At 65.9% G+C, this 19,407-nt stretch carries 21 protein-coding genes; all 21 read left to right on the plus strand.

Annotation, left to right across the window (positions count from 1 at the left end):
- Positions 1-91 precede the first annotated feature (91 nt).
- The 21 genes from prfA (at position 92) to murA (ending at position 19,184) form a co-directional block, all read left to right on the plus strand.
- Positions 92-1,171 (plus strand): peptide chain release factor 1, encoded by a 1,080-nt coding sequence (prfA, locus tag ON40_RS06810; RefSeq protein ID WP_040819737.1) that lies wholly within the window; start codon positions 92-94, stop codon positions 1,169-1,171.
- A gap of 205 nt (positions 1,172-1,376) precedes the next feature.
- Positions 1,377-2,255: a peptide chain release factor N(5)-glutamine methyltransferase gene (gene prmC / locus ON40_RS06815; protein WP_040819764.1), complete on the plus strand. Its 879-nt coding sequence runs from the start codon at positions 1,377-1,379 to the stop codon at positions 2,253-2,255.
- An 88-nt stretch (positions 2,256-2,343) separates the two neighbouring features.
- The gene (locus tag ON40_RS06820) at positions 2,344-2,835 is read left to right on the plus strand and encodes a MarR family winged helix-turn-helix transcriptional regulator (RefSeq protein WP_245567698.1); all 492 of its coding nucleotides are present in this window, start codon (positions 2,344-2,346) and stop codon (positions 2,833-2,835) included.
- 73 nt (positions 2,836-2,908) lie between these two features.
- Entirely contained in the window at positions 2,909-3,820 is a 912-nt protein-coding gene (locus ON40_RS06825; protein ID WP_040819739.1) for an ATP-binding cassette domain-containing protein, read from the plus strand.
- Complete coding sequence (locus ON40_RS06830; protein ID WP_051192772.1) at positions 3,810-4,622, plus strand: ABC transporter permease; 813 nt, start codon at positions 3,810-3,812, stop codon at positions 4,620-4,622. The genes ON40_RS06825 and ON40_RS06830 overlap by 11 nt, the downstream gene beginning before the upstream one ends.
- Positions 4,623-4,810: 188 nt before the next feature.
- Positions 4,811-5,476 (plus strand): L-threonylcarbamoyladenylate synthase, encoded by a 666-nt coding sequence (locus ON40_RS06835; RefSeq protein WP_040819743.1) that lies wholly within the window; start codon positions 4,811-4,813, stop codon positions 5,474-5,476.
- A gap of 11 nt (positions 5,477-5,487) precedes the next feature.
- Entirely contained in the window at positions 5,488-6,687 is a 1,200-nt protein-coding gene (locus ON40_RS06840; protein ID WP_051192769.1) for an MraY family glycosyltransferase, read from the plus strand.
- Positions 6,688-6,697: 10 nt separating this feature from the next.
- The gene (locus tag ON40_RS06845; RefSeq protein WP_040819745.1) at positions 6,698-7,150 is read left to right on the plus strand and encodes a Cg1360 family ATP-synthase-associated protein; all 453 of its coding nucleotides are present in this window, start codon (positions 6,698-6,700) and stop codon (positions 7,148-7,150) included.
- A gap of 317 nt (positions 7,151-7,467) precedes the next feature.
- On the plus strand, positions 7,468-8,244 hold the full coding sequence (gene atpB, locus ON40_RS06850; protein ID WP_505787940.1) for a F0F1 ATP synthase subunit A: 777 nt from the start codon (positions 7,468-7,470) through the stop codon (positions 8,242-8,244).
- Positions 8,245-8,329: 85 nt separating this feature from the next.
- A complete protein-coding gene (locus ON40_RS06855) occupies positions 8,330-8,578 on the plus strand; it encodes an ATP synthase F0 subunit C (protein WP_040819749.1) in 249 nt (82 codons plus the stop codon).
- 5 nt (positions 8,579-8,583) lie between these two features.
- Complete coding sequence (locus ON40_RS06860; RefSeq protein WP_040819751.1) at positions 8,584-9,141, plus strand: F0F1 ATP synthase subunit B; 558 nt, start codon at positions 8,584-8,586, stop codon at positions 9,139-9,141.
- 177 nt (positions 9,142-9,318) lie between these two features.
- Positions 9,319-10,128 (plus strand): F0F1 ATP synthase subunit delta, encoded by an 810-nt coding sequence (locus tag ON40_RS06865; protein WP_040819768.1) that lies wholly within the window; start codon positions 9,319-9,321, stop codon positions 10,126-10,128.
- Between the two features lie 66 nt (positions 10,129-10,194).
- On the plus strand, positions 10,195-11,832 hold the full coding sequence (gene atpA / locus ON40_RS06870; protein WP_040819753.1) for a F0F1 ATP synthase subunit alpha: 1,638 nt from the start codon (positions 10,195-10,197) through the stop codon (positions 11,830-11,832).
- Between the two features lie 108 nt (positions 11,833-11,940).
- Positions 11,941-12,912 (plus strand): F0F1 ATP synthase subunit gamma, encoded by a 972-nt coding sequence (locus ON40_RS06875; protein WP_040819755.1) that lies wholly within the window; start codon positions 11,941-11,943, stop codon positions 12,910-12,912.
- Between the two features lie 28 nt (positions 12,913-12,940).
- The gene (atpD, locus tag ON40_RS06880) at positions 12,941-14,389 is read left to right on the plus strand and encodes a F0F1 ATP synthase subunit beta (RefSeq protein ID WP_040819757.1); all 1,449 of its coding nucleotides are present in this window, start codon (positions 12,941-12,943) and stop codon (positions 14,387-14,389) included.
- 6 nt (positions 14,390-14,395) lie between these two features.
- Positions 14,396-14,773 (plus strand): F0F1 ATP synthase subunit epsilon, encoded by a 378-nt coding sequence (locus tag ON40_RS06885; protein WP_040819758.1) that lies wholly within the window; start codon positions 14,396-14,398, stop codon positions 14,771-14,773.
- A gap of 268 nt (positions 14,774-15,041) precedes the next feature.
- The gene (locus ON40_RS06890; protein ID WP_040819759.1) at positions 15,042-15,704 is read left to right on the plus strand and encodes an MspA family porin; all 663 of its coding nucleotides are present in this window, start codon (positions 15,042-15,044) and stop codon (positions 15,702-15,704) included.
- A 32-nt stretch (positions 15,705-15,736) separates the two neighbouring features.
- Positions 15,737-16,423, plus strand: a complete 687-nt coding sequence (locus tag ON40_RS06895; protein ID WP_085997659.1) for an MspA family porin — start codon at positions 15,737-15,739, stop codon at positions 16,421-16,423.
- Positions 16,424-16,726: 303 nt separating this feature from the next.
- Entirely contained in the window at positions 16,727-17,146 is a 420-nt protein-coding gene (locus tag ON40_RS06900) for a DUF2550 domain-containing protein (RefSeq protein ID WP_040819761.1), read from the plus strand.
- A gap of 82 nt (positions 17,147-17,228) precedes the next feature.
- On the plus strand, positions 17,229-17,846 hold the full coding sequence (locus ON40_RS06905; protein WP_040819762.1) for a cob(I)yrinic acid a,c-diamide adenosyltransferase: 618 nt from the start codon (positions 17,229-17,231) through the stop codon (positions 17,844-17,846).
- 75 nt (positions 17,847-17,921) lie between these two features.
- Positions 17,922-19,184 carry a UDP-N-acetylglucosamine 1-carboxyvinyltransferase gene (gene murA, locus ON40_RS06910; RefSeq protein WP_040819763.1) on the plus strand — a complete coding sequence of 421 codons (1,263 nt, stop codon included), beginning with the start codon at positions 17,922-17,924 and terminating at the stop codon, positions 19,182-19,184.
- Positions 19,185-19,407: the final 223 nt, after the last annotated feature.

Raw genomic sequence — 19,407 nt, forward strand, 5'->3', positions numbered from 1 at the left:
TCAGCAGCGAGACGGGCCGCGAACGTTGATGCTGGAGTTGAGGGGAAATGTTGGAACCGACGAACGAGAATCGCACAGAGGAGCTCCCGCGATGGCCGATGTGACGGCCCCGTCCGCGATCGACGACATCCTGGCCGAACATGCCGGGCTGGAGATGCAGCTGTCCGATCCGGCGCTGCACAACAACCCGGCCGAGGCCCGGCGCGTGGGCAAGCGGTTCGCCGAGCTGGCTCCGATCATGTCCGCCTACACCAAATTGCAGACCGCGCGCGAGGATCTCACCGCCGCGCGGGAGCTGGCGGCCGATGACGCGTCCTTCGCGGCCGAGGTGCCGGATCTGGAAGATCAGGTGCAGGAGCTGGAGAAGACGCTCACCGACCTGCTCGCCCCCCGCGATCCGCACGACGCCGACGACGTGGTGCTCGAGGTGAAATCCGGAGAGGGCGGCGAGGAATCGGCGCTGTTCGCCTCGGATCTGGCCCGGATGTACATCCGCTACGCGGAACGGCGCGGCTGGAAGGTCGAGGTTCTCGACGCCACGCTGTCCGATCTGGGCGGCTACAAGGAGGCGACGATCACCATCAAGAGTCGCGAGCCCAGTCGTGACGGTGTGTGGTCCCGGCTCAAGTTCGAGGGCGGCGTGCACCGCGTGCAACGGGTGCCGGTGACCGAATCGCAGGGCCGCATTCACACCTCGGCCGCGGGAATTCTGATCTATCCCGAACCCGACGAGGTCGAACAGGTGCAGATCGACGAGGGTGACCTGCGCATCGACGTCTACCGTTCCTCCGGCAAGGGCGGCCAGGGCGTGAACACCACCGACTCGGCCGTGCGCATCACCCACCTGCCCACCGGCATCGTGGTGACCTGCCAGAACGAGCGGTCCCAGCTGCAGAACAAGATCCGCGCGATGCAGGTGCTCGCGGCCCGGCTGCAACTGCTGGCCGAGGAACAGGCCGATGCCGAGGCCGCCGCGGGCCGTGCCAGCCAGATTCGCACGGTGGACCGCTCGGAGCGGATCCGCACCTACAACTTCCCGGAGAACCGGATCACCGATCACCGCATCGGTTTCAAGGCGCACAACCTGGACGCGGTGCTGGACGGAGATCTCGACGCCGTGCTGGACGCGCTCGGCGAGGCCGATCGCGCCGCCCGCTTGGCCGCCGAATAGCCCCGAGGCGTCCAGTGAACGCACCCGTGGCGAAGCGTCTCGGTATGCCGGAACCGTCAAGCCGGAAACGCCAACCCCAAAGGTTTTCGGCGCGGCTCGTCGTTGCACACTCGAAGCGCATGGGCGAAGCCCGAGTCTCGAGTGTGCAACGACGAGCCTTATGTCGCCGAAAACCCGCCGGAGCGAAGCGGAGGCCGAAGATCCAGTGAGTAGGGTGAGTTTGCGTCCGGCTGTCCTCGAGGCGGTCGGACAGTTGCAGGCGGCCGGTGTGCACAGTCCGCACACCGATGCCGAATTTCTCGCCGCACATGTGCTGGGCGTGCAACGTTCGCGCCTTGCGCTGGTGCCGATGCTGACCGCAGAACAGCTCGTCGAATTCCGCAAGCTGGTGGATCGGCGCGCGGAACGTGTTCCGCTGCAACATCTCACGGGCGTCGCCGCGATGGGCGAGATCGATCTGGCGGTGGGCCCGGGAGTGTTCGTCCCTCGTCCGGAGACCGAGTTGCTGTTCGCCTGGGCGCTGGCTCAACTCGAGGCGGCCGGACGCGAACATCCGCCGATCGTGGTGGATCTGTGCACCGGATCGGGCGCGCTGGCCCTGGCGATCGCGCATGCGCGCCCCGACGCGCAGGTGTACGCGGTCGAGATCGATCCGGTGGCCCGCGAATGGGCGCGCCGCAACGCCGACCGGCAGGCCGCCGACGGCGATACGCCGATCCATCTGCACGCCGGTGACGTCACCGAGCCGAATGTTTTGTCCCCCTTGAACAATCGCGTGGACGTCCTGGTCGCCAATCCGCCCTACATCCCCGAGGACGCGACCCTGGACCCCGAGGTCGCCGACCACGATCCCCACCGAGCCCTGTTCGGCGGCACGGACGGCCTGTCCGTCATCGCCCCCATGATCGGCACCATCACCCGACTGCTGCGCGCGGACGGGGTGGCCGCGGTCGAACACGACGACACCAACGGCTCGCAGGTCGCCGCCCTGTTCGCGGACACCGGCCGATTCACCGCCATCGTCGAACATCCCGATCTCGCGGGCAGACCCCGTTTCGTCGCCGCCCGCCGCACCGCTGACTGACCGCAAGAGGATCGACCGAAAGCCGAACTTCCGGTAAATAGCTCTGGATCAGATGCAAATAGCTCTGCTTTAGAGGTAATCTGACCCGGTGCAGACGGTTCGGGAAGGTATCCCCACGGTTTCGGAGAACTCTCCGGAGCTGGTCGGTGGCATGTTGCGGGTGTTCGGGCGGTTTCGGCGGCAGGTGCGCAGGCTTGCCGGGCGGGTGTTCGATCAGCCGGGGATCAGCGATGCGCAGGCGGAGTTCCTCCGGCTCGTTTCGCGGCATCCGGGGATCTCGGTGAAGGCCGCCGCCGCCGAGTTGGGCCTGGCGCCCAACAGCGTCTCGACCTTCGTCAGCGCGCTGGCCAAAGCGAATCTGCTGGTGCGCGAACAGGATCCGGACGATCGCCGGGCGCTGCGGTTGAGCCTGACGCCGGAGGTGCAGCGCTCGGTGGATGAAACCCGAAGGCGCAGACACGAACTCGTCGGTACCGCACTCGACGAGCTCACCGCCCGCGAACGCGAGGACCTGGTTCGCGGCCTGGCCGTCGTCGACAAGCTGACCGACCTGCTGCACGAGCGTGAACACCGCAGTTGAAACACCACGCCGCAATGTCCGAATCCGCGCGCAGCGGACGGATATTCGGCACGAGCGAGAACGGGGGAGTGCGATGACGGCGAAATCCGTTGAGCCACCCGGTGACATCCCCGCCGTGGAATGCGTCGGCCTGACGCACCGCTACGGCGAACACACCGTTGTGAACGATCTGGATCTGCGTATCGAACGCGGCGAGGTCTTCGGTCTACTCGGCCCCAACGGTGCGGGAAAGACCACCACGATCCGATTGCTGACCACTCTCATGCCGATCCAGCACGGCCGGGTCGCCATGTTCGGCCGGCAGGTCGGCCGGGACAACACCACGATCCGCTACAACCTCGGCTACGTCCCGCAGCAGCTGTCCATCGAGGCCGCGCTGACCGGGCGGCAGAACGTCGCGTGGTTCGCGCGGCTGTTCGACGTCCCGCGCCGCGAACGCGCCGAACGCGTCGAACAGGTGCTGGCCGCGATGGATCTGCTCGACGTCGCCGATCGGCTCGCGGCCGGTTACTCCGGCGGTATGGTGCGCCGCCTGGAGTTGGCGCAGGCGCTGGTCAATCGGCCCGCCCTGCTGATCCTGGACGAGCCGACCGTCGGCCTGGACCCGATCGCCCGGGACAGCGTCTGGGAGCGAGTGCGCGAACTGCGGCACAGCTTCGGCACGACCGTGCTGCTCACCACCCACTACATGTCCGAGGCCGATGTGCTGTGCGATCGAATCGCACTGCTGCACAAGGGAGTTCTGCGAGCGGTCGGTTCACCGGCGGATCTGAAGGCCGCACTCGGCCCGCAGGCCACGCTCGAGGACGTCTTCCGGCACCACGCCGGCGCCGGGCTGGACTCCGACGGGAGCGACGGGCCCGAAGGAGGCGGCTTGCGTAACCACGCAGGGCCCCGTGGACGTCGGCGAAAGTACGGTTCGAATACCGAGGGAGGGCTGCGCGGTGTCCGAAACACACGCCGAACCGCTCAACGTGCCGGCTGAATTCCCGCCGCTGCGCCACGCTCCGCGCGGCTTCGGTCGCGCGGTCGCACTGAGTTCGCGAATCGGGACGTTCGCGCTGGTGGAGTTGCAGAAACTGCGGCACGATCGTACCGAGTTGTTCACCCGAGCGGTGCAGCCCGCGTTGTGGATGCTGATCTTCGGCACCACGTTCTCCCGGCTGCACAGCATCCCCACCGGCTCGCTGCCCTATCTGGACTTCCTCGCCCCGGGCGTCATCGCGCAGTCGGCGCTGTTCATCGCGATCCTCTACGGAATCCAGCTGATCTGGGACCGCGACGCCGGAATCCTGAACAAACTCCTGGTCACCCCGACCCCGCGTGCGGCGCTGATCACCGGCAAATGCTTCGCGGTCGGCGTGCGTTCGGTGGCGCAGGTGCTGATCATCGTGGTGTTGTCGCTGCTGATGGGCGTGCACCTGACGATGAATCCGCTGAAGCTGCTCGGCGCGGTGCTCGCGGTCGTGCTGGGCGCGTCCTTCTTCGCCTGCCTGTCGATGTCCATCGCGGGTCTGGTGACCAAACGCGACCGGCTGATGGGTATCGGCCAGGCGATCACCATGCCGCTGTTCTTCGCCTCCAACGCGCTGTACCCGATCGATCTCATGCCGGGCTGGTTGCGCGTGATCAGTCACGTCAATCCGCTCAGTTACGAGGTGGACGCACTGCGCGGTCTGCTCATCGGCGCAGCCGATCATCCATGGCTCGACATGGGCGTTCTCGTCGTCGCCGCAATTGTCGGAATTGTCTGCGCCTCTGCGCTTCTCGGTCGTCTAGTGCGGTGATTCACAGTACCCCAAGGTTTTTCGGCGCGGCTCGCTGTTCAGTGGCCGCCGCGTACGCGACGAAGGAGCAAGCGGCGGTCGCTGAACAGCGAGCCTCAGGGCGCCGAAAAACACGCCTGAGCGGAGCGGAGGCCGAAAATGCAGCGCCGGGCGCGCCTTCTTTCGCGCCAGCAAATACACTCTCCCGAGTGAGTATCGTCTACGACTGCTCCGATCCCGACTCACGTGCCGCCGGGCTGACCGCCGCGCGGACGACGCTGAAATCCGGACGGCTCGCGGTCATCCCCACCGACACCGTGTACGGCCTGGCGGCAGACGCCTTCGATTCCGGGGCCGTCGCCGACCTGCTGGCCGCCAAGCGCCGCGGCCGGGATATGCCGGTGCCGGTGCTGGTGGGGTCCTGGAACACCATCGACGGACTGGTGTTCTCGGTGTCGCAGCACGCCCGCGATCTGATCCGGGCGTTCTGGCCGGGCGGGCTGAGTCTGGTTGTGCAGCAAGCCCCTTCGCTGGCATGGGACCTGGGCGACGCCCGCGGCACGGTGATGTTGCGGATGCCGCTGCATCCGGTGGCGCTGGAACTGCTCCGGGAGGTCGGTCCGCTGGCGGTGTCCAGCGCCAACGTCTCCGGGCAGGCCGCGGCCTCGACCGTGCAGGAGGCGCGCGATCAGCTCGGCGAGCTGGTGGGCGTGTACCTGGACGGCGGACCGGCCGATCACGGCGTTCCCTCGACGATCGTGGACCTCACCTCGGAGAGCCCGCGCATCCTGCGCGAGGGTGCGGTGCGCGCCGAACAGGTGGGCGAGGTGCTCGGCATAGCGCCGGGCGACCTGACGGTCCGAGCACCACGGTGACGGCCTGGTAGATGATATTCAGCCAGGGCGCGGTCGTTCCGCTGCGCGAGCTCCTGCTGGTCCTGCTCGTGTCAGCGGTGGTGACCCTGCTGTCCACCGGTGGTATTCGGGTGCTGGCGATCAAGTTCGGCGCGGTGGCGATTCCGCGCGAACGTGACGTGCACGTCAAGCCGATCCCGCGGATGGGCGGGGTCGGGATCTATCTGGGCGTGGTGGCCGCGGTGCTGTTCGCCCATCAGCTGCCCGCGCTGCGGCGGGGCTTCGACTATCCGCACGACGTCCCCGCGGTGATGGTCGCGGGCACCCTCATCGTGCTGGTCGGCATCATCGATGACCGCTGGGGTCTGGACGCGCTGACCAAATTCGTCGGCCAGATCACCGCCGCCTGCGTGATGGCGGTGATGGGGCTGAGCTGGGTGGCGATCTACAACCCGTTCACCAACACCACGGTGGTGCTGGATCAGCTGTACGGCGGCGCGGTGACGGTGATCATCACCGTCACCATGATCAACGCGTGGAATTTCGTCGACGGCCTGGACGGTCTGGCCGGCGGTCTGGGCGTGATCGCCGCGCTCGCGGTCTTCGTCTTCGCGGCCGGGCTGCTGTATCAGCAGGGCGGCGCCACGGACGGGTACCCGCCGGCGATGCTGGCCGCCGCGATCGCGGGTGGCTGCCTGGGATTCCTGCCGCACAATTTCCAGCCCGCCCGGATATTCATGGGCGATTCGGGATCGATGCTGATCGGGCTCATGTTGGCGGCGGTCTCCACCGGCGCCTCGGGCCGGATTCCGCTGACCGGATACGGCGCCCGCGACATCGTCGGTCTGCTGTCACCGCTGCTGCTGGTCGGTGCGGTGATGTTCATTCCGGTGCTGGATCTGGTGATGGCGATCGTGCGCCGGGTGCGCGCGGGAGTGAGCTTCTCCACACCGGACAAGATGCACCTGCATCACCGGCTGCTGCAGATCGGACATTCCCAGCGTCGCGTCGTGCTCACGATCTACCTGTGGGTCGGCGTGCTGGCCTTCGGTGCGGTCGGCTCCTCGCTGATCGATAGACGGCTGGTGGTGTTGCTGTTCGCGGCCGGTCTGGTGTGTGCGCTGGTGCTCACCGCGGTGCCGTCGCTGCGCGAGGCGGTGGGGATACGCAAGCGCGGTCGGTCCGGCTCGGGCAATCCGACGCCGAACGGGCCGGAAGTAAGCGGCGAGTAAACTTCGCACCGTGACCACGGCTTCGCATTCCCATCCCGACGCTCCGCTGCGGGCGGCGCTGCGCTACGGCATCGCCGGATTGATCGCGCTGGTGGTGATTTCGTGCGTGCTGGCCACGATCATCGCAGGTCTGCCCGGACTGTGGGGTGCGGTGATCGGTTCGGCAATCGGCGGGTTCTTCATCCTGACCACCGCCGCACTGGTGCTGTTCAGTGCGAAATTGGAGTCCGGCATCCAGGGCATGGTGATGCTGGGCAGCTGGGTCGGCAAACTTCTGGTTGTCCTGGTCGTCGTCGCGGTGCTCAAGCATTTCGACTTCTACAGTCGGATGGCGTTGTTCCTGACCGTCGTGGGTGCGCTGCTCATCGTGCTGGGCTCGGAGACGTACGGTGTGCTGCGCCAACGGGTTCCGGTCATCACCCCGCCGGGCGACGCGTCCGATCAAGATCATTCAAAACTGTGAGCGAGACCCCCTACACGTTGTCGTAGATGGCTTGGTAAACTCTTTACCGTAAGCATCCGATCAGTGGGGGCGATCATTGCGATCCGGTCACTGACGGTATGCTTGCAGCCGTGCCGGACCTGAGGGGGTTCGGCTCTGCACCGTCGACGATGTCGCCGACGTACAGACGCCTCGAGCGGGTTCCTTCCCGCCTCAGCTGCTGACGAACTTCGAGCCGACCCTTGTCGACCCACCTGATCGTCAATGTCCGATCGAACCGCGGGAGACCCTTATATCCTGCGGCCCGAACACGGGAGAGAACGCTGAGCGTCACCATTCTGGCGGGCGAGTTCCATGCGCCCTCGCTGTCCGACTTTTTCCCTTCGGCGGTGCTGTTCGGCGGGACCCCTTTCGAGCTCAACCGTTTGATGCTGATCCGCATCGTCATGGCCGCGGTTCTGATCGCCTTCATGGCGCTGGCGTTCCGCAGCCCCAAACTCGTACCGCGCGGCCTGCAGAACGTCGCCGAATACGGTCTCGTATTCGTGCGCGAGCAGATCTGCTTCGAGGTACTGGGCAAGGAAACCGGCAAGAAGTTCTTCCCGCTGATCGCGTCGATCTTCTTCGCCATCCTGTTCCTGAACTTCTCCAGCATCATCCCGTTCCTGAACATCTCCTCGAACGCGCGGATCGGTATGCCGCTGGTGCTGGCAATTGTCGCGTACGTCGCGTTCAACTACATCGGCATCAAGAAGTACGGCTTCTGGAAGTACATGCGCTCGTCCATCGTGGTGCCCAATGTGCCGCCCGCGATGCACGTGCTGCTGATTCCTATCGAGTTCATCTCGACCTTCGTCCTGCGCCCGTTCACGCTCACCGTGCGACTCATGGCGAACATGCTGGCCGGACACATCATGCTGGTGTTGTTCTTCAGCGCCACGCAGTTCTTCCTGTTCGACGGCGCCGCCTGGATGAAGGGCCTGTCCCCGTTCTCGCTGGTCGGCGGATTCGCCTTCACGCTGTTCGAGATGCTGGTGATTTTCCTGCAGGCCTACGTTTTCGCGCTGCTGACAGCCGTATACATCGGCCTGGCGCAGCACGCCGATTCGCACTGACCCGCGCACACGCGCCCACAGACAACCGCACACCGACTGACCCACACACCCTGCGGTGTGGGCAACAGAAAGGGAAAGAAATCTCATGAGCCTCTCCAACGTGGCCACCACCCTCGCCGAAGGCACCCAGACGGTCAAGGGCTACGGCGCCGTCGGTTACGGCCTGGCCGCCATCGGCCCGGGTATCGGCGTCGGCATCGTCGTCGGTAAGGCGATCGAGGGCATCGCCCGCCAGCCCGAGCTGCAGGGCACCATCCGGACCAACATGTTCCTGGGTATCGCGTTCACCGAGGCCCTGGCGCTCATCGGTCTCGTCGCCGGCTTCATCTTCTGATTGCCATGAACGGGATGGTTTTGCTCGCGGCCGACAGCGGTTCGGATCCGAACCCGCTGCTGCCGGAGCCGTACGACATCTTCTGGTCGGCGGTGGTCTTCATCGTCGTCGCCGTCGTCTTCTACAAGTACGTCGTCCCGCGCTTGAGCAAGGTGCTCGACGAGCGTTCGGAGAAGATCGAGGGCGGGCTCGAGAAAGCCGAGACGGCACAGGCGCAGGCACAGGAAACGCTGGCGCAGTACCAGCAGCAACTGGCCGACGCCCGGCTCGAGGCCGCCCGCATTCGTGAAGAGGCGCGCACCCAGGGCCAGCAGATTCTCGCGCAGTTGCGTGCGGAGGCCCAGGCCGAGGCGGACCGCATCGTGGCCACCGGCCACACGCAGCTCGAGGCCCAGCGTCAGCAGATCGTGACCGAACTTCGTGCCGAACTCGGGCACACCGCGGTCGATCTCGCCGAGAAGATCATCGGACAGTCTGTCGCCGATGAGGCCAAACAGGCCGCCTCCATCGACCGGTTTCTTGCAGAATTGGATCTGCAGGCCGGTATCGGGGTTGGACGGTAGCGAAATGCCCGGGTGGGTCGGCGGTCGGCGGCAATGGCGAGGTGTGATTTCGCCCGCTGTCGCGTACAGGCATAATCCAACACAGCCTGAACGTGTCGGTAGCCACAAGCGGCAGCGATGCGCGACCACATGGGTCGCCACGCACAGGCAGGAGCCAACACAGTGAAAGTGGGAAGCATGTACGCAGCGAGCCGCGAGGCGAATTCCCGTGCACGGGAAGCTCTTTCGGCCGCTCTCACCGGGAGTGACACCGTCGCCGCCACGACGGGATCCGAACTGTTCGCCGTGGTCGACGTACTCGACGGCCAGCGCTCGCTGCGTGTTGCGCTCGCGGACAAGTCGGTGTCGAGTTCGGCGCGCGCCGAACTGGCCGAACGTCTGTTCGGCGGCAAGATCAGCGCGGCCACGCAGGCCGTGCTGACCACTGCCGTTGCCCAGGACTGGTCCCGTAGCCGGGACCTGGTCGACACGCTGGTGCTGCTCGGCCGGGAGGCGCTGCTGCGTGCGGCCGCCGATCGCGGGCGCATCGACGCGGTCGAGGACGAGCTGTTCCGGCTCGGCCGGGTCGTCGAGGACAATCCGGATCTCGAGCAGGCACTGGCCGACCGCGGTAAGTCGGCGCAGGCCAAGCGTGAGCTGGTCGCGCGCCTGCTCACCGGCAAGGTCGAGGACATCACCCTGCAGCTGGCCGAGCAGGCGGTCAGCCGCACGCACGGTGACGTGGGTGTGGTCTTCGACGAATTGTCCGATCTGGCCGCGTCGCTGCGCAAGCAGATCGTGGCCCATGTGCGTGCGGCGACGGAACTGACGCCGCAGCAGCGCGAGCAATTGGCGGCCTCGCTGCAGCGCATCTACGACAAGCCGATCACGGTGCATGTGCAGGTCGATCCGAGCCTTCTGGCCGGTGTCGTCGTGCACGTCGGCGACGATGTGATCGACGGCAGTGCCGTGGGCCGGCTCCAGCGGCTGCGCCAGTCGCTCACCTAGGCGACCGGCCGACCGGCGGCCACCCCACCCCGACATTCGAGACCAGACAGCGAGAGCAGGAAGAACATGGCGGAGCTGACGATCTCCCCCGATGAGATCCGTAGCGCGATCCAGAGCTACACCCAGGCATACACCCCCGAGACCTCCATCGAGGAGGTCGGCACGGTCACCGACACCAGCGACGGTATCGCCCACGTCAGTGGCCTGCCTTCGGCGATGGCCAACGAGCTGCTCGAATTCCCGGGTGGCGTGCTGGGCGTCGCGCTGAACCTGGAGGACACCGAGATCGGTGCGGTCATCCTGGGTGAGTTCGACAAGATCGAGGAAGGCCAGACGGTCCGTCGCACCGGCGACGTGCTCTCGGTGCCGGTCGGCGACAAATTCCTCGGCCGCGTGGTCGACCCGCTCGGCCAGCCGATCGACGGCCTGGGCGACATCGAGGCCGACGGCCGCCGCGTGCTCGAACTGCAGGCCGCCTCGGTGCTCGAGCGTCAGCCCGTCGGCGAGCCGATGGCGACCGGCATCACCGCCATCGACGCGCTGACCGCCATCGGCCGCGGCCAGCGTCAGCTGGTCATCGGCGACCGCAAGACCGGTAAGACCGCGGTCTGCATCGACGCCATCCTGAACCAGAAGGCGAACTGGGAGTCGGGCGACCCGGCCAAGCAGATGCGTTGCATCTACGTCGCCATCGGTCAGAAGGGTTCCACCATCGCGGGCGTGAAGGCCGCGCTGGAGGCGCACGGCGCGATGGAGTACACCACCATCGTCGCGGCGCCCGCATCCGACTCCGCCGGCTTCAAATGGCTTGCGCCGTACACCGGTTCGGCCATCGGCCAGCACTGGATGTACCAGGGCAAGCACGTGCTGATCGTGTTCGACGACCTGTCCAAGCAGGCCGAGGCGTACCGCGCCATCTCGCTGCTGCTGCGTCGCCCGCCGGGCCGCGAGGCGTACCCGGGTGACGTGTTCTACCTGCACTCTCGTCTGCTGGAGCGTTGCGCGAAGCTGTCCGACGAGATGGGCTCGGGCTCGATGACGGGTCTGCCGATCATCGAGACCAAGGCCGGTGACGTCTCGGCGTTCATCCCGACCAACGTCATCTCCATTACCGACGGCCAGGTCTTCCTGGAGTCGGACCTGTTCAACAAGGGTGTTCGCCCGGCGATCAACGTCGGTACCTCCGTCTCCCGTGTCGGTGGCGCCGCGCAGACCAAGGGTATGAAGCAGGTCGCCGGTTCGCTGCGTCTGGAGCTGGCCCAGTACCGCGAGCTGGAGGCGTTCTCCGCCTTCGCCTCCGATCTTGACGCCGCCTCGCTGGCACAGCTCGAGCGCGGTGCGCGCTGGGTCGAGCTGCTCAAGCAGGACCAGTACACCCCGGTCAAGGTCGAGGACCAGATCGTCTCGATCTTCTTGGTCGACGCCGGCTACTACGACACGGTTCCGGTCGGCGACGTCCGCCGGTTCAACTCCGAGCTGCTCGAGAGCCTGCACCGTAGCGCCGCCGCGGGATTCAAGGCGATCGAGGGCGGCAAGAAGATCGAGGGCGAGGCCGCCGATCTGTTCAAGGCCGAGACCGACAAGTTCAAGCAGGGCTTCATCGCCGCCGACGGCAGCCGCGTGGTGAACGAGGCCGAGGCCGGTCAGCTGGACCACGAAGAGGTCGAATCCGTGGCCGTCCACCGCAAGCACGTCGAGAAGTAAACGCGAGCAGCCCATGCGATTGTCGGACAACCGCGGTGCGAGCGACCTGCGTACTCCCGCAGCCGCTCGTACCGCCTCCGGACACCGAATGAAGGGAGTGAATAGCTGATGGCCAATATTCGCGAATTGCGCTCCCGCATTCGTAGTGTGAGTTCGATCAAGAAGATCACCAAGGCCCAGGAGCTGATCGCCACCTCGCGGATCAGCCGGGCGCAGGCCCGGGTCGCCGCGGCCAAGCCGTACGCGGAGGAGATCACCAAGGTGCTCGGCGAACTCGCCGGCGCCTCGCAGAATCTCTCGCATCCGCTGCTGACCGAGCGGGCCGAGCCCACTCGGGCCGCCATCCTGGTGATCACCAGTGACCGCGGTATGTGCGGTGGGTACAACTCGAACGTGCTCAAGCGCGCCGAGGAACTCATGACGACGCTGCGCTCCGAGGGCAAGGAGCCGGTGATCTACGTGATGGGTGCGAAGGGCTTGTCCTACTACACCTTCCGCAACCGCCGCCCGATCGGTTCGTGGACCGGGTTCTCCCAGCAGCCGCACTACACCGACGCCTCCTCCGCGTGCAACCACCTGGTGGACGCGTTCATGGCGGGTGGCGAGGGTGAGGTGCCCGCGCCGAGCGGCGAGGGCACCATCGCCGGTGTGGACGAGTTGCACATCGTCTACACCCGGTTCGTGTCGATGCTGTCGCAGACGCCCGAAGTGCGTCGGCTCGCGCCGATCCACGTGGACATCATCGAGGAGAGCTACGACCTCGGCGAGGACATGATGTCCGATTCGCCGACCGCGCAGATTTCCTCGCTGTACGAGTTCGAGCCCGATGCGGACAAGTTGCTCGGCGCACTGCTGCCGAAGTACATCAACACCCGCATCTACTCGTCGTTGCTCGAAGCCGCGGCCTCGGAGTCGGCCGCGCGCCGCACCGCGATGAAGGCGGCCACCGATAACGCCAACGACCTGGTCAACAACCTGACCCGGCAGGCGAACTCGATCCGGCAGGCCAACATCACGCAGGAAATCAGCGAAATCGTCGGTGGCGCGAACGCGCTGGCGGCGGCGTCGGATCGCGACTAGCCCACCTGCCCACCCCAGAAAGAGAACAATGACCGCAGCTGTCACTCAAGAGAACACGAGCCGGGCAGGCGCTGGTACAGGCCGCGTCGCCCGCGTCATCGGCCCCGTCGTCGACGTGGAGTTCCCGCGGGGTTCGATCCCCGAGCTCTACAACGCCCTGCACGCGCAGGTCACCCTGCCTTCGGTGGCCAAGACGCTGACCCTCGAGGTCGCGCAGCACCTGGGCGACAACATCGTTCGCACCATTTCGATGCAGCCCACCGACGGCCTGGTCCGCGGCGTGCCCGTCGAGGACACCGGCAAGCCGATCTCGGTGCCGGTCGGTGACGTGGTCAAGGGCCACGTCTTCAACGCCCTCGGCGACTGCCTGGACACCCCCGGCCTGGGCCGCGACGGCGAGCAGTGGGGCATCCACCGCGAGCCGCCGCCGTTCGACCAGCTCGAGGGTAAGACCGAGATCCTGGAGACCGGCATCAAGGTCATCGACCTGCTGACCCCGTACGTGAAGGGCGGCAAGATCGGCCTGTTCGGTGGCGCCGGTGTCGGCAAGACCGTTCTGATCCAGGAGATGATCACCCGTATCGCGCGGGAGTTCTCCGGTACCTCCGTGTTCGCCGGCGTCGGTGAGCGCACCCGTGAGGGCACCGACCTGCACCTGGAAATGGAAGAGATGGGCGTGCTGCCCGACACCGCGCTGGTGTTCGGTCAGATGGACGAGCCGCCGGGCACCCGTATGCGCGTGGCCCTCTCGGCGCTGACCATGGCGGAGTACTTCCGCGATGTGCAGAACCAGGACGTGCTGCTGTTCATCGACAACATCTTCCGCTTCACCCAGGCCGGTTCCGAGGTTTCGACCCTGCTGGGCCGCATGCCTTCGGCCGTCGGTTACCAGCCGACCCTGGCCGACGAGATGGGTCAGCTGCAGGAGCGCATCACCTCGACGCGTGGTCGTTCGATCACCTCGATGCAGGCGATCTACGTTCCCGCCGACGACTACACCGACCCGGCGCCGGCGACCACCTTCGCCCACCTGGATGCGACCACCGAGCTCTCCCGCCCGATTTCGCAGAAGGGTATCTACCCGGCCGTCGACCCGCTGACCTCGACCTCCCGCATTCTGGAGGCCTCGATCCTGGGTGACCGGCACTTCGCGGTGGCCAACGAGGTCAAGCGAATCCTGCAGAAGTACAAGGAACTTCAGGACATCATCGCCATCCTGGGTATGGACGAGCTGTCCGAGGAGGACAAGGTCCTCGTCGGCCGCGCCCGTCGCCTGGAGAAGTTCCTGGGTCAGAACTTCATCGTGGCCGAGAAGTTCACCGGTCAGGTGGGTTCGGTCGTGCCGCTGGAGCAGACCATCGACGACTTCGAGCGCGTCTGCAAGGGCGAGTTCGACCACTTCCCCGAGCAGGCGTTCAACTCCTGCGGCGGCCTGGACGACGTCGAGGCGGCTGCGAAGAAGATCGCCGGGAAGTAGCCCATCATGGCGGATATGTCAGTGGATCTGGTATCCATCGAGCGACGGCTGTGGTCGGGGCAGGCGAGTTTCGTCAGCGCCCAGACCACCGAAGGGCAGATCGGTATTCTGCACGGCCACGAGCCGGTTCTGGGCCAGCTGGTCGAGGGCGGCATCGTGACCATCGTCGGTACCGAGGGTGAGCGCATCGTCGCCGCGGTGAACGGCGGGTTCTTCTCCGTGACGGGAGCGACCGTGCGAATCCTGGCCGAGACGGCCGATTTCGCGGACGATGTGGATGTCGAGGCCGCGCGTGCGGTCATCGCCGACCCGAATGCTTCCGAACGGGACAAGAACGCTGCGGAAGGTCGTCTGCGGGCGGCGGAGCTCAGCGCTCGCCCCTGAAAAGTTCCTCAGCGACAATAGAATTCGACAAACCGAGCGGCGGTCCGGACCTTTCCGGACCGCCGCTCGGTTTTTGTTCTGGACAACCTTTTCCAGGTCTGTTCCGGCGCTTGCCAGTGTGCCGCGACCCGAATTGTAGCCCTACTGACACTGGTGTAATTTAAATCCCAGCAATACTTCAGCTTCATCTGATCACCCAACTGATTGGCGCAGCGTGGCCGCTATGTTCTGGACAGTTGCGGCCTCGCGATGAGGATGCGGGGAGTGAATGGGCAAGTATTCGGCAAGTAATCGTTCCTGGTTAACGCGTATCGCGGTGGGAATGGGAGCGGTTATTACGGCAATCGGTCTCTGGTCTCCGGGCGCCGCACGAGCGGACACGTTCGTGCCATTGCCCAAGGGCCATATCGAAGGCCCCGGAGTGAAAATCACCAGTACCAGTGAACACGCGGTGGTTTCACCGTCCCTGGCAGCCAACGGCGCCGGGCGCACCACGTGGGTGAGCGGTGATGTGACGGTCGACATCCAGACCCCCGACGGCGTGGTCGGCCCGAACAACGGTGCACAGAACAACGCGGGCACGAACGACTCTTCGACGCACGGCGCATCCGGTTTGACCGTCGGTTACCTCGTCGGATGTCAGGTGGCACTGGGATCGTTCGGTCCGTCTCTGGGGGCGACGCTGTCCACGTCGCCGACGATCGCCGCAGGTGTGTCCTTCCCGATCAGTCCCGGCGAGGTGAAGTGGGTGCAGATCGATAACAAGGACATGACCAAGTCCGGTCGGTATTTCCTGAACTACCAGGATGTTCCGATGGATGTGCAGGGGTGCGCCGGATATGCGCAGGCCCGCCAGTTCGCGGTCGTCGAGGTCATCGGTCCCGACTATCACAAGGTCACTCTCTACGGCCAGCCGTTCAGCCTCGGCTGATCACACCGTCACGATCGGAAGGGAAACACATGATGTGCAGTAAATCTGTGCGACGTGGCCGCGTGATCGGTCTGCTGGCGGCGGTGACCGTCGGTCTGGGGCTGTCCTCGTCGGGTGCGGCGAATGCCGATGCGTTCATGAAACAGCCGAACACCGTGATCACCCGCACCCTCGGTGACGGCACCGTCGTGCACATGTCCCTGTTGAACCAGTCGGCCAAGATCAACGGTTCGATGGGGGCGACGCCGTTGCATCGCAACGTGTGGGCCTCCGCGCGAGTGGTCGTCGACGTGTCCGGACCCGGTGCGTCCTCGGCGTCCATTCAGCTCAATCCGGGATATGTCGTCGGGTGTCAGGTGAACATCGGATCGCTGGGCACCGACGAGTCCGATTCCGAGAGCCCGACGGTGAGCAGCACCGGGATCGCTCCCGCGTTGCCGTCCGTCGGCACCACCGAGACGTTGACCGTCGCACCCGGTCAGGCCGTGACGAAATATCTGCTCGATATCGAGCAGCCGGACGATTACGGCAACGAGATCCACAAGGCGCATCCCACGGTGAACGGCCCGCACGCCAGCGTCAGCTGGACCGACGAGACCTTCGCGGTCGACGGTTGTGGCGGCTATGCGCAGGCTCGTGCGTTCACCTTCGCCGACGTCTCGACCAAGGCGGGGGAGAGCATCATCTCGGTGTGGGGAGCGCCGTTCAGCATGGGCTGAGTCGTTCGGGCGGGTCCCGTGGATATCGGCGGGCGACCGGGTTCCGGTGCGTGTGCGCTGGCGGCCCGGTCGCCGTCTTCCTCGGATGGGTGTCGGATCACCTTGCGCGCGTGTGTGTTTCGCGAGTGTGGCGGATTCGTCCCGGGACCCGCGGGAGGGGGCCCACAACTGGGGTGTACCGGCCGATTTCCGGTGCGAGGTTGTTTGTAGACTCGCCCACACAGTGACGTTGTACGGGATGGCACGCCACTCGCACCGGCATCAGGGGCAGAGCGAAGGGACGGACCTGGATTGCGGACCGGAATGGCGTTACTGATCATTCTGGTGTTGGTGCTTGTCGGTCTGGGGCTCGCCTCGCTCTATCGGCTGCTGATGCTGCGTCGCGGCGGAACTGCGGCGATCCTGCGGGTGCTCCCGGCCAAGGGCGGTCAGGGCTGGCGACACGGCCTGATCCGGTACGGCGAGGATCAGCTGGTCTTCTACAAGCTGACCAGCCTGAGATTCGGTGCGGACTCCACGATCCGGCGCCTCGGTATCGAGGTGGTCGATCGACGAGGCCCGGTCGGCGACGAGTACGACATCATGACCGACGACATCATCGTGATCGCGGTCTCCGACGGTGACGGCAGCTATGAGCTCGCGCTGGATCGCGGTGCGCTCGCGGCGTTCCTGTCCTGGGTGGAGTCCCGCCCGTCCGAACGAATTCGACGCCGTCCGGGATAGTGGAAGATGTACCGGCTGCCCGGTCGGTACCGAGCCCGGACAACCCAATGGTCGGCCAGAACACCCGGAGAGGCGGGGGAGCATGAGTGTGCACTTGACGCGAATCTATACGCGTACCGGTGACGACGGCACCACCGGATTGAGCGATTTCTCGCGGGTCGACAAGACCGATCCCCGGCTGGTCGCCTACGCCGACTGTGATGAGGCCAATGCCGCGATCGGTGTCGCAATTGCGCTGGGGCAGCCCGAACCGGTGATTACCGAGGTGCTGCGTCAGGTGCAGAACGATCTGTTCGACGCGGGCGCGGACCTGTCCACCCCCGTGGTGGCCGATCCGAAATATCCGCCGTTGCGCATCACCCAGTCCTACATCGATCGACTCGAGCGCTACTGCGACGAGTTCAATTCCGAACTGGCGCCGTTGAATTCGTTCATCCTGCCTGGTGGCACGCCGTTGGCGGCGCTGCTGCACACGGCTCGGACGGTGGTGCGCCGAGCCGAGCGCGCGGCATGGTCGGCGGTGCAGGCGCACCCCGACGACATCAGCGTGCTGCCGGCGAAATACCTGAATCGGTTGTCGGATCTGTTGTTCATCCTCGGCCGGGTGGCCAACCCGGAGGGCGACATCCTGTGGCGTCCTGGCGCCGCCGGGCAATCGGAGACCGACGGAGAGGCCACGATCGATGGTCCTGCCCGTTAGGCTGGCCCCCGTGAGTCAACCACCGACACAGCGTGCGGCACGCACCGCGCAGGCCGGCCCCGTCGAGGGGGCGCTGTGAGTGAACGGTTTCTGGTGACGGGAGGCAGTCGGCTCGTCGGTGAGGTCGAGGTCGGCGGCGCCAAGAACAGCGTCCTGAAGCTGATGGCCGCCGCGCTGCTCGCCGAGGGCACGACGACGATCACGAACTGCCCCGACATCCTCGATGTGCCGTTGATGGCCGAGGTGCTGCGCGGCCTGGGCTGCGATGTGACCGTCGACGGATCCGTCGTCACCATCGACACTCCCGCCGAGCCGAAGTACCACGCCGATTTCCCCGCGGTCACCCAGTTCCGCGCCTCGGTCTGCGTCCTGGGACCGCTGATGGCGCGATGCCGCCGGGCCGTCGTCGCACTGCCCGGCGGTGATGCGATCGGTTCGCGACCGCTGGACATGCATCAGACGGGTCTGCGTCTGCTCGGCGCGACCAGCGAGATCGAACACGGCTGCGTGGTCGCCCGCGCCGACGAGTTGCAGGGCGCCCGGATCCGGCTGGACTTCCCTTCGGTCGGTGCGACCGAGAACATCCTGATGGCGGCAGTGCTCGCCGAGGGCGAGACCGTCATCGACAACGCCGCCCGCGAGCCGGACATCGTCGACCTGTGCACGATGTTGACCAGGATGGGCGCGCGGATCGGCGGTGCGGGCACCTCGGTGCTCACCATCGAGGGCGTGCGCAAGCTCTCGCCGACGACCCATCAGGTGATCGGTGACCGAATCGTGGCCGCCACCTGGGGAATTGCCGCAGCCATGACGTTGGGTGATGTGCGCGTCCAGGGGATCAATCCCAAGCACCTGTCCCTGGTGCTGGACAAGCTGCGCTCGGCGGGTGCGCGAATCTCGTTCGAACCGGACGGTTTTCGCGTGGTACAGCCCGAGCGGCCGCGAGCGGTGAACTTCGCGACCCTGCCCTTTCCGGGTTTCCCGACCGACCTGCAGCCGATGGCGATCGGCCTGGCCGCGATCGCCGACGGCACCTCGATGATCACCGAGAACGTCTTCGAGGCGAGGTTCCGTTTCGTCGAGGAGATGATCCGGCTCGGCGCCGACGCCCGAACCGATGGTCACCATGCCGTGGTCCGCGGAATTCCGCGGTTGTCGAGTGCGCCGGTGTGGTCCTCGGACATCCGGGCCGGCGCGGGTCTGGTGCTCGCGGGTTTGGTCGCCGACGGCGTCACCGAGGTGCACGACGTCTTCCACATCGATCGGGGCTATCCGAAGTTCGTGGAGAACCTGCGTTCGCTCGGCGCCGACGTGGAGCGCGTCGGAAACCGTTCCTGACCAGGCGATTTGACATGGTGAACGGCAGCACGTAACTTATTCCAGGTCAGAGCGACACGGACACCGACCCGGAGCCGAAAGGCCCGGGACACGAGGTTGGACGCAGAGCGCCTGACGATCACACTGGATCACCCGAGAGTGCGGATTTGGTTTCGCCGCTCGGATTGAGCTAAGCTGTAAAAGTTGCCCAGCCGATCGACCCGGTTCATCCCGGTGAGATTCT

Origin of the sequence: Nocardia jiangxiensis NBRC 101359 (genome assembly GCF_000308615.1) — a bacterium.
GTDB classification, from domain to species: Bacteria; Actinomycetota; Actinomycetes; order Mycobacteriales; family Mycobacteriaceae; genus Nocardia; species Nocardia jiangxiensis.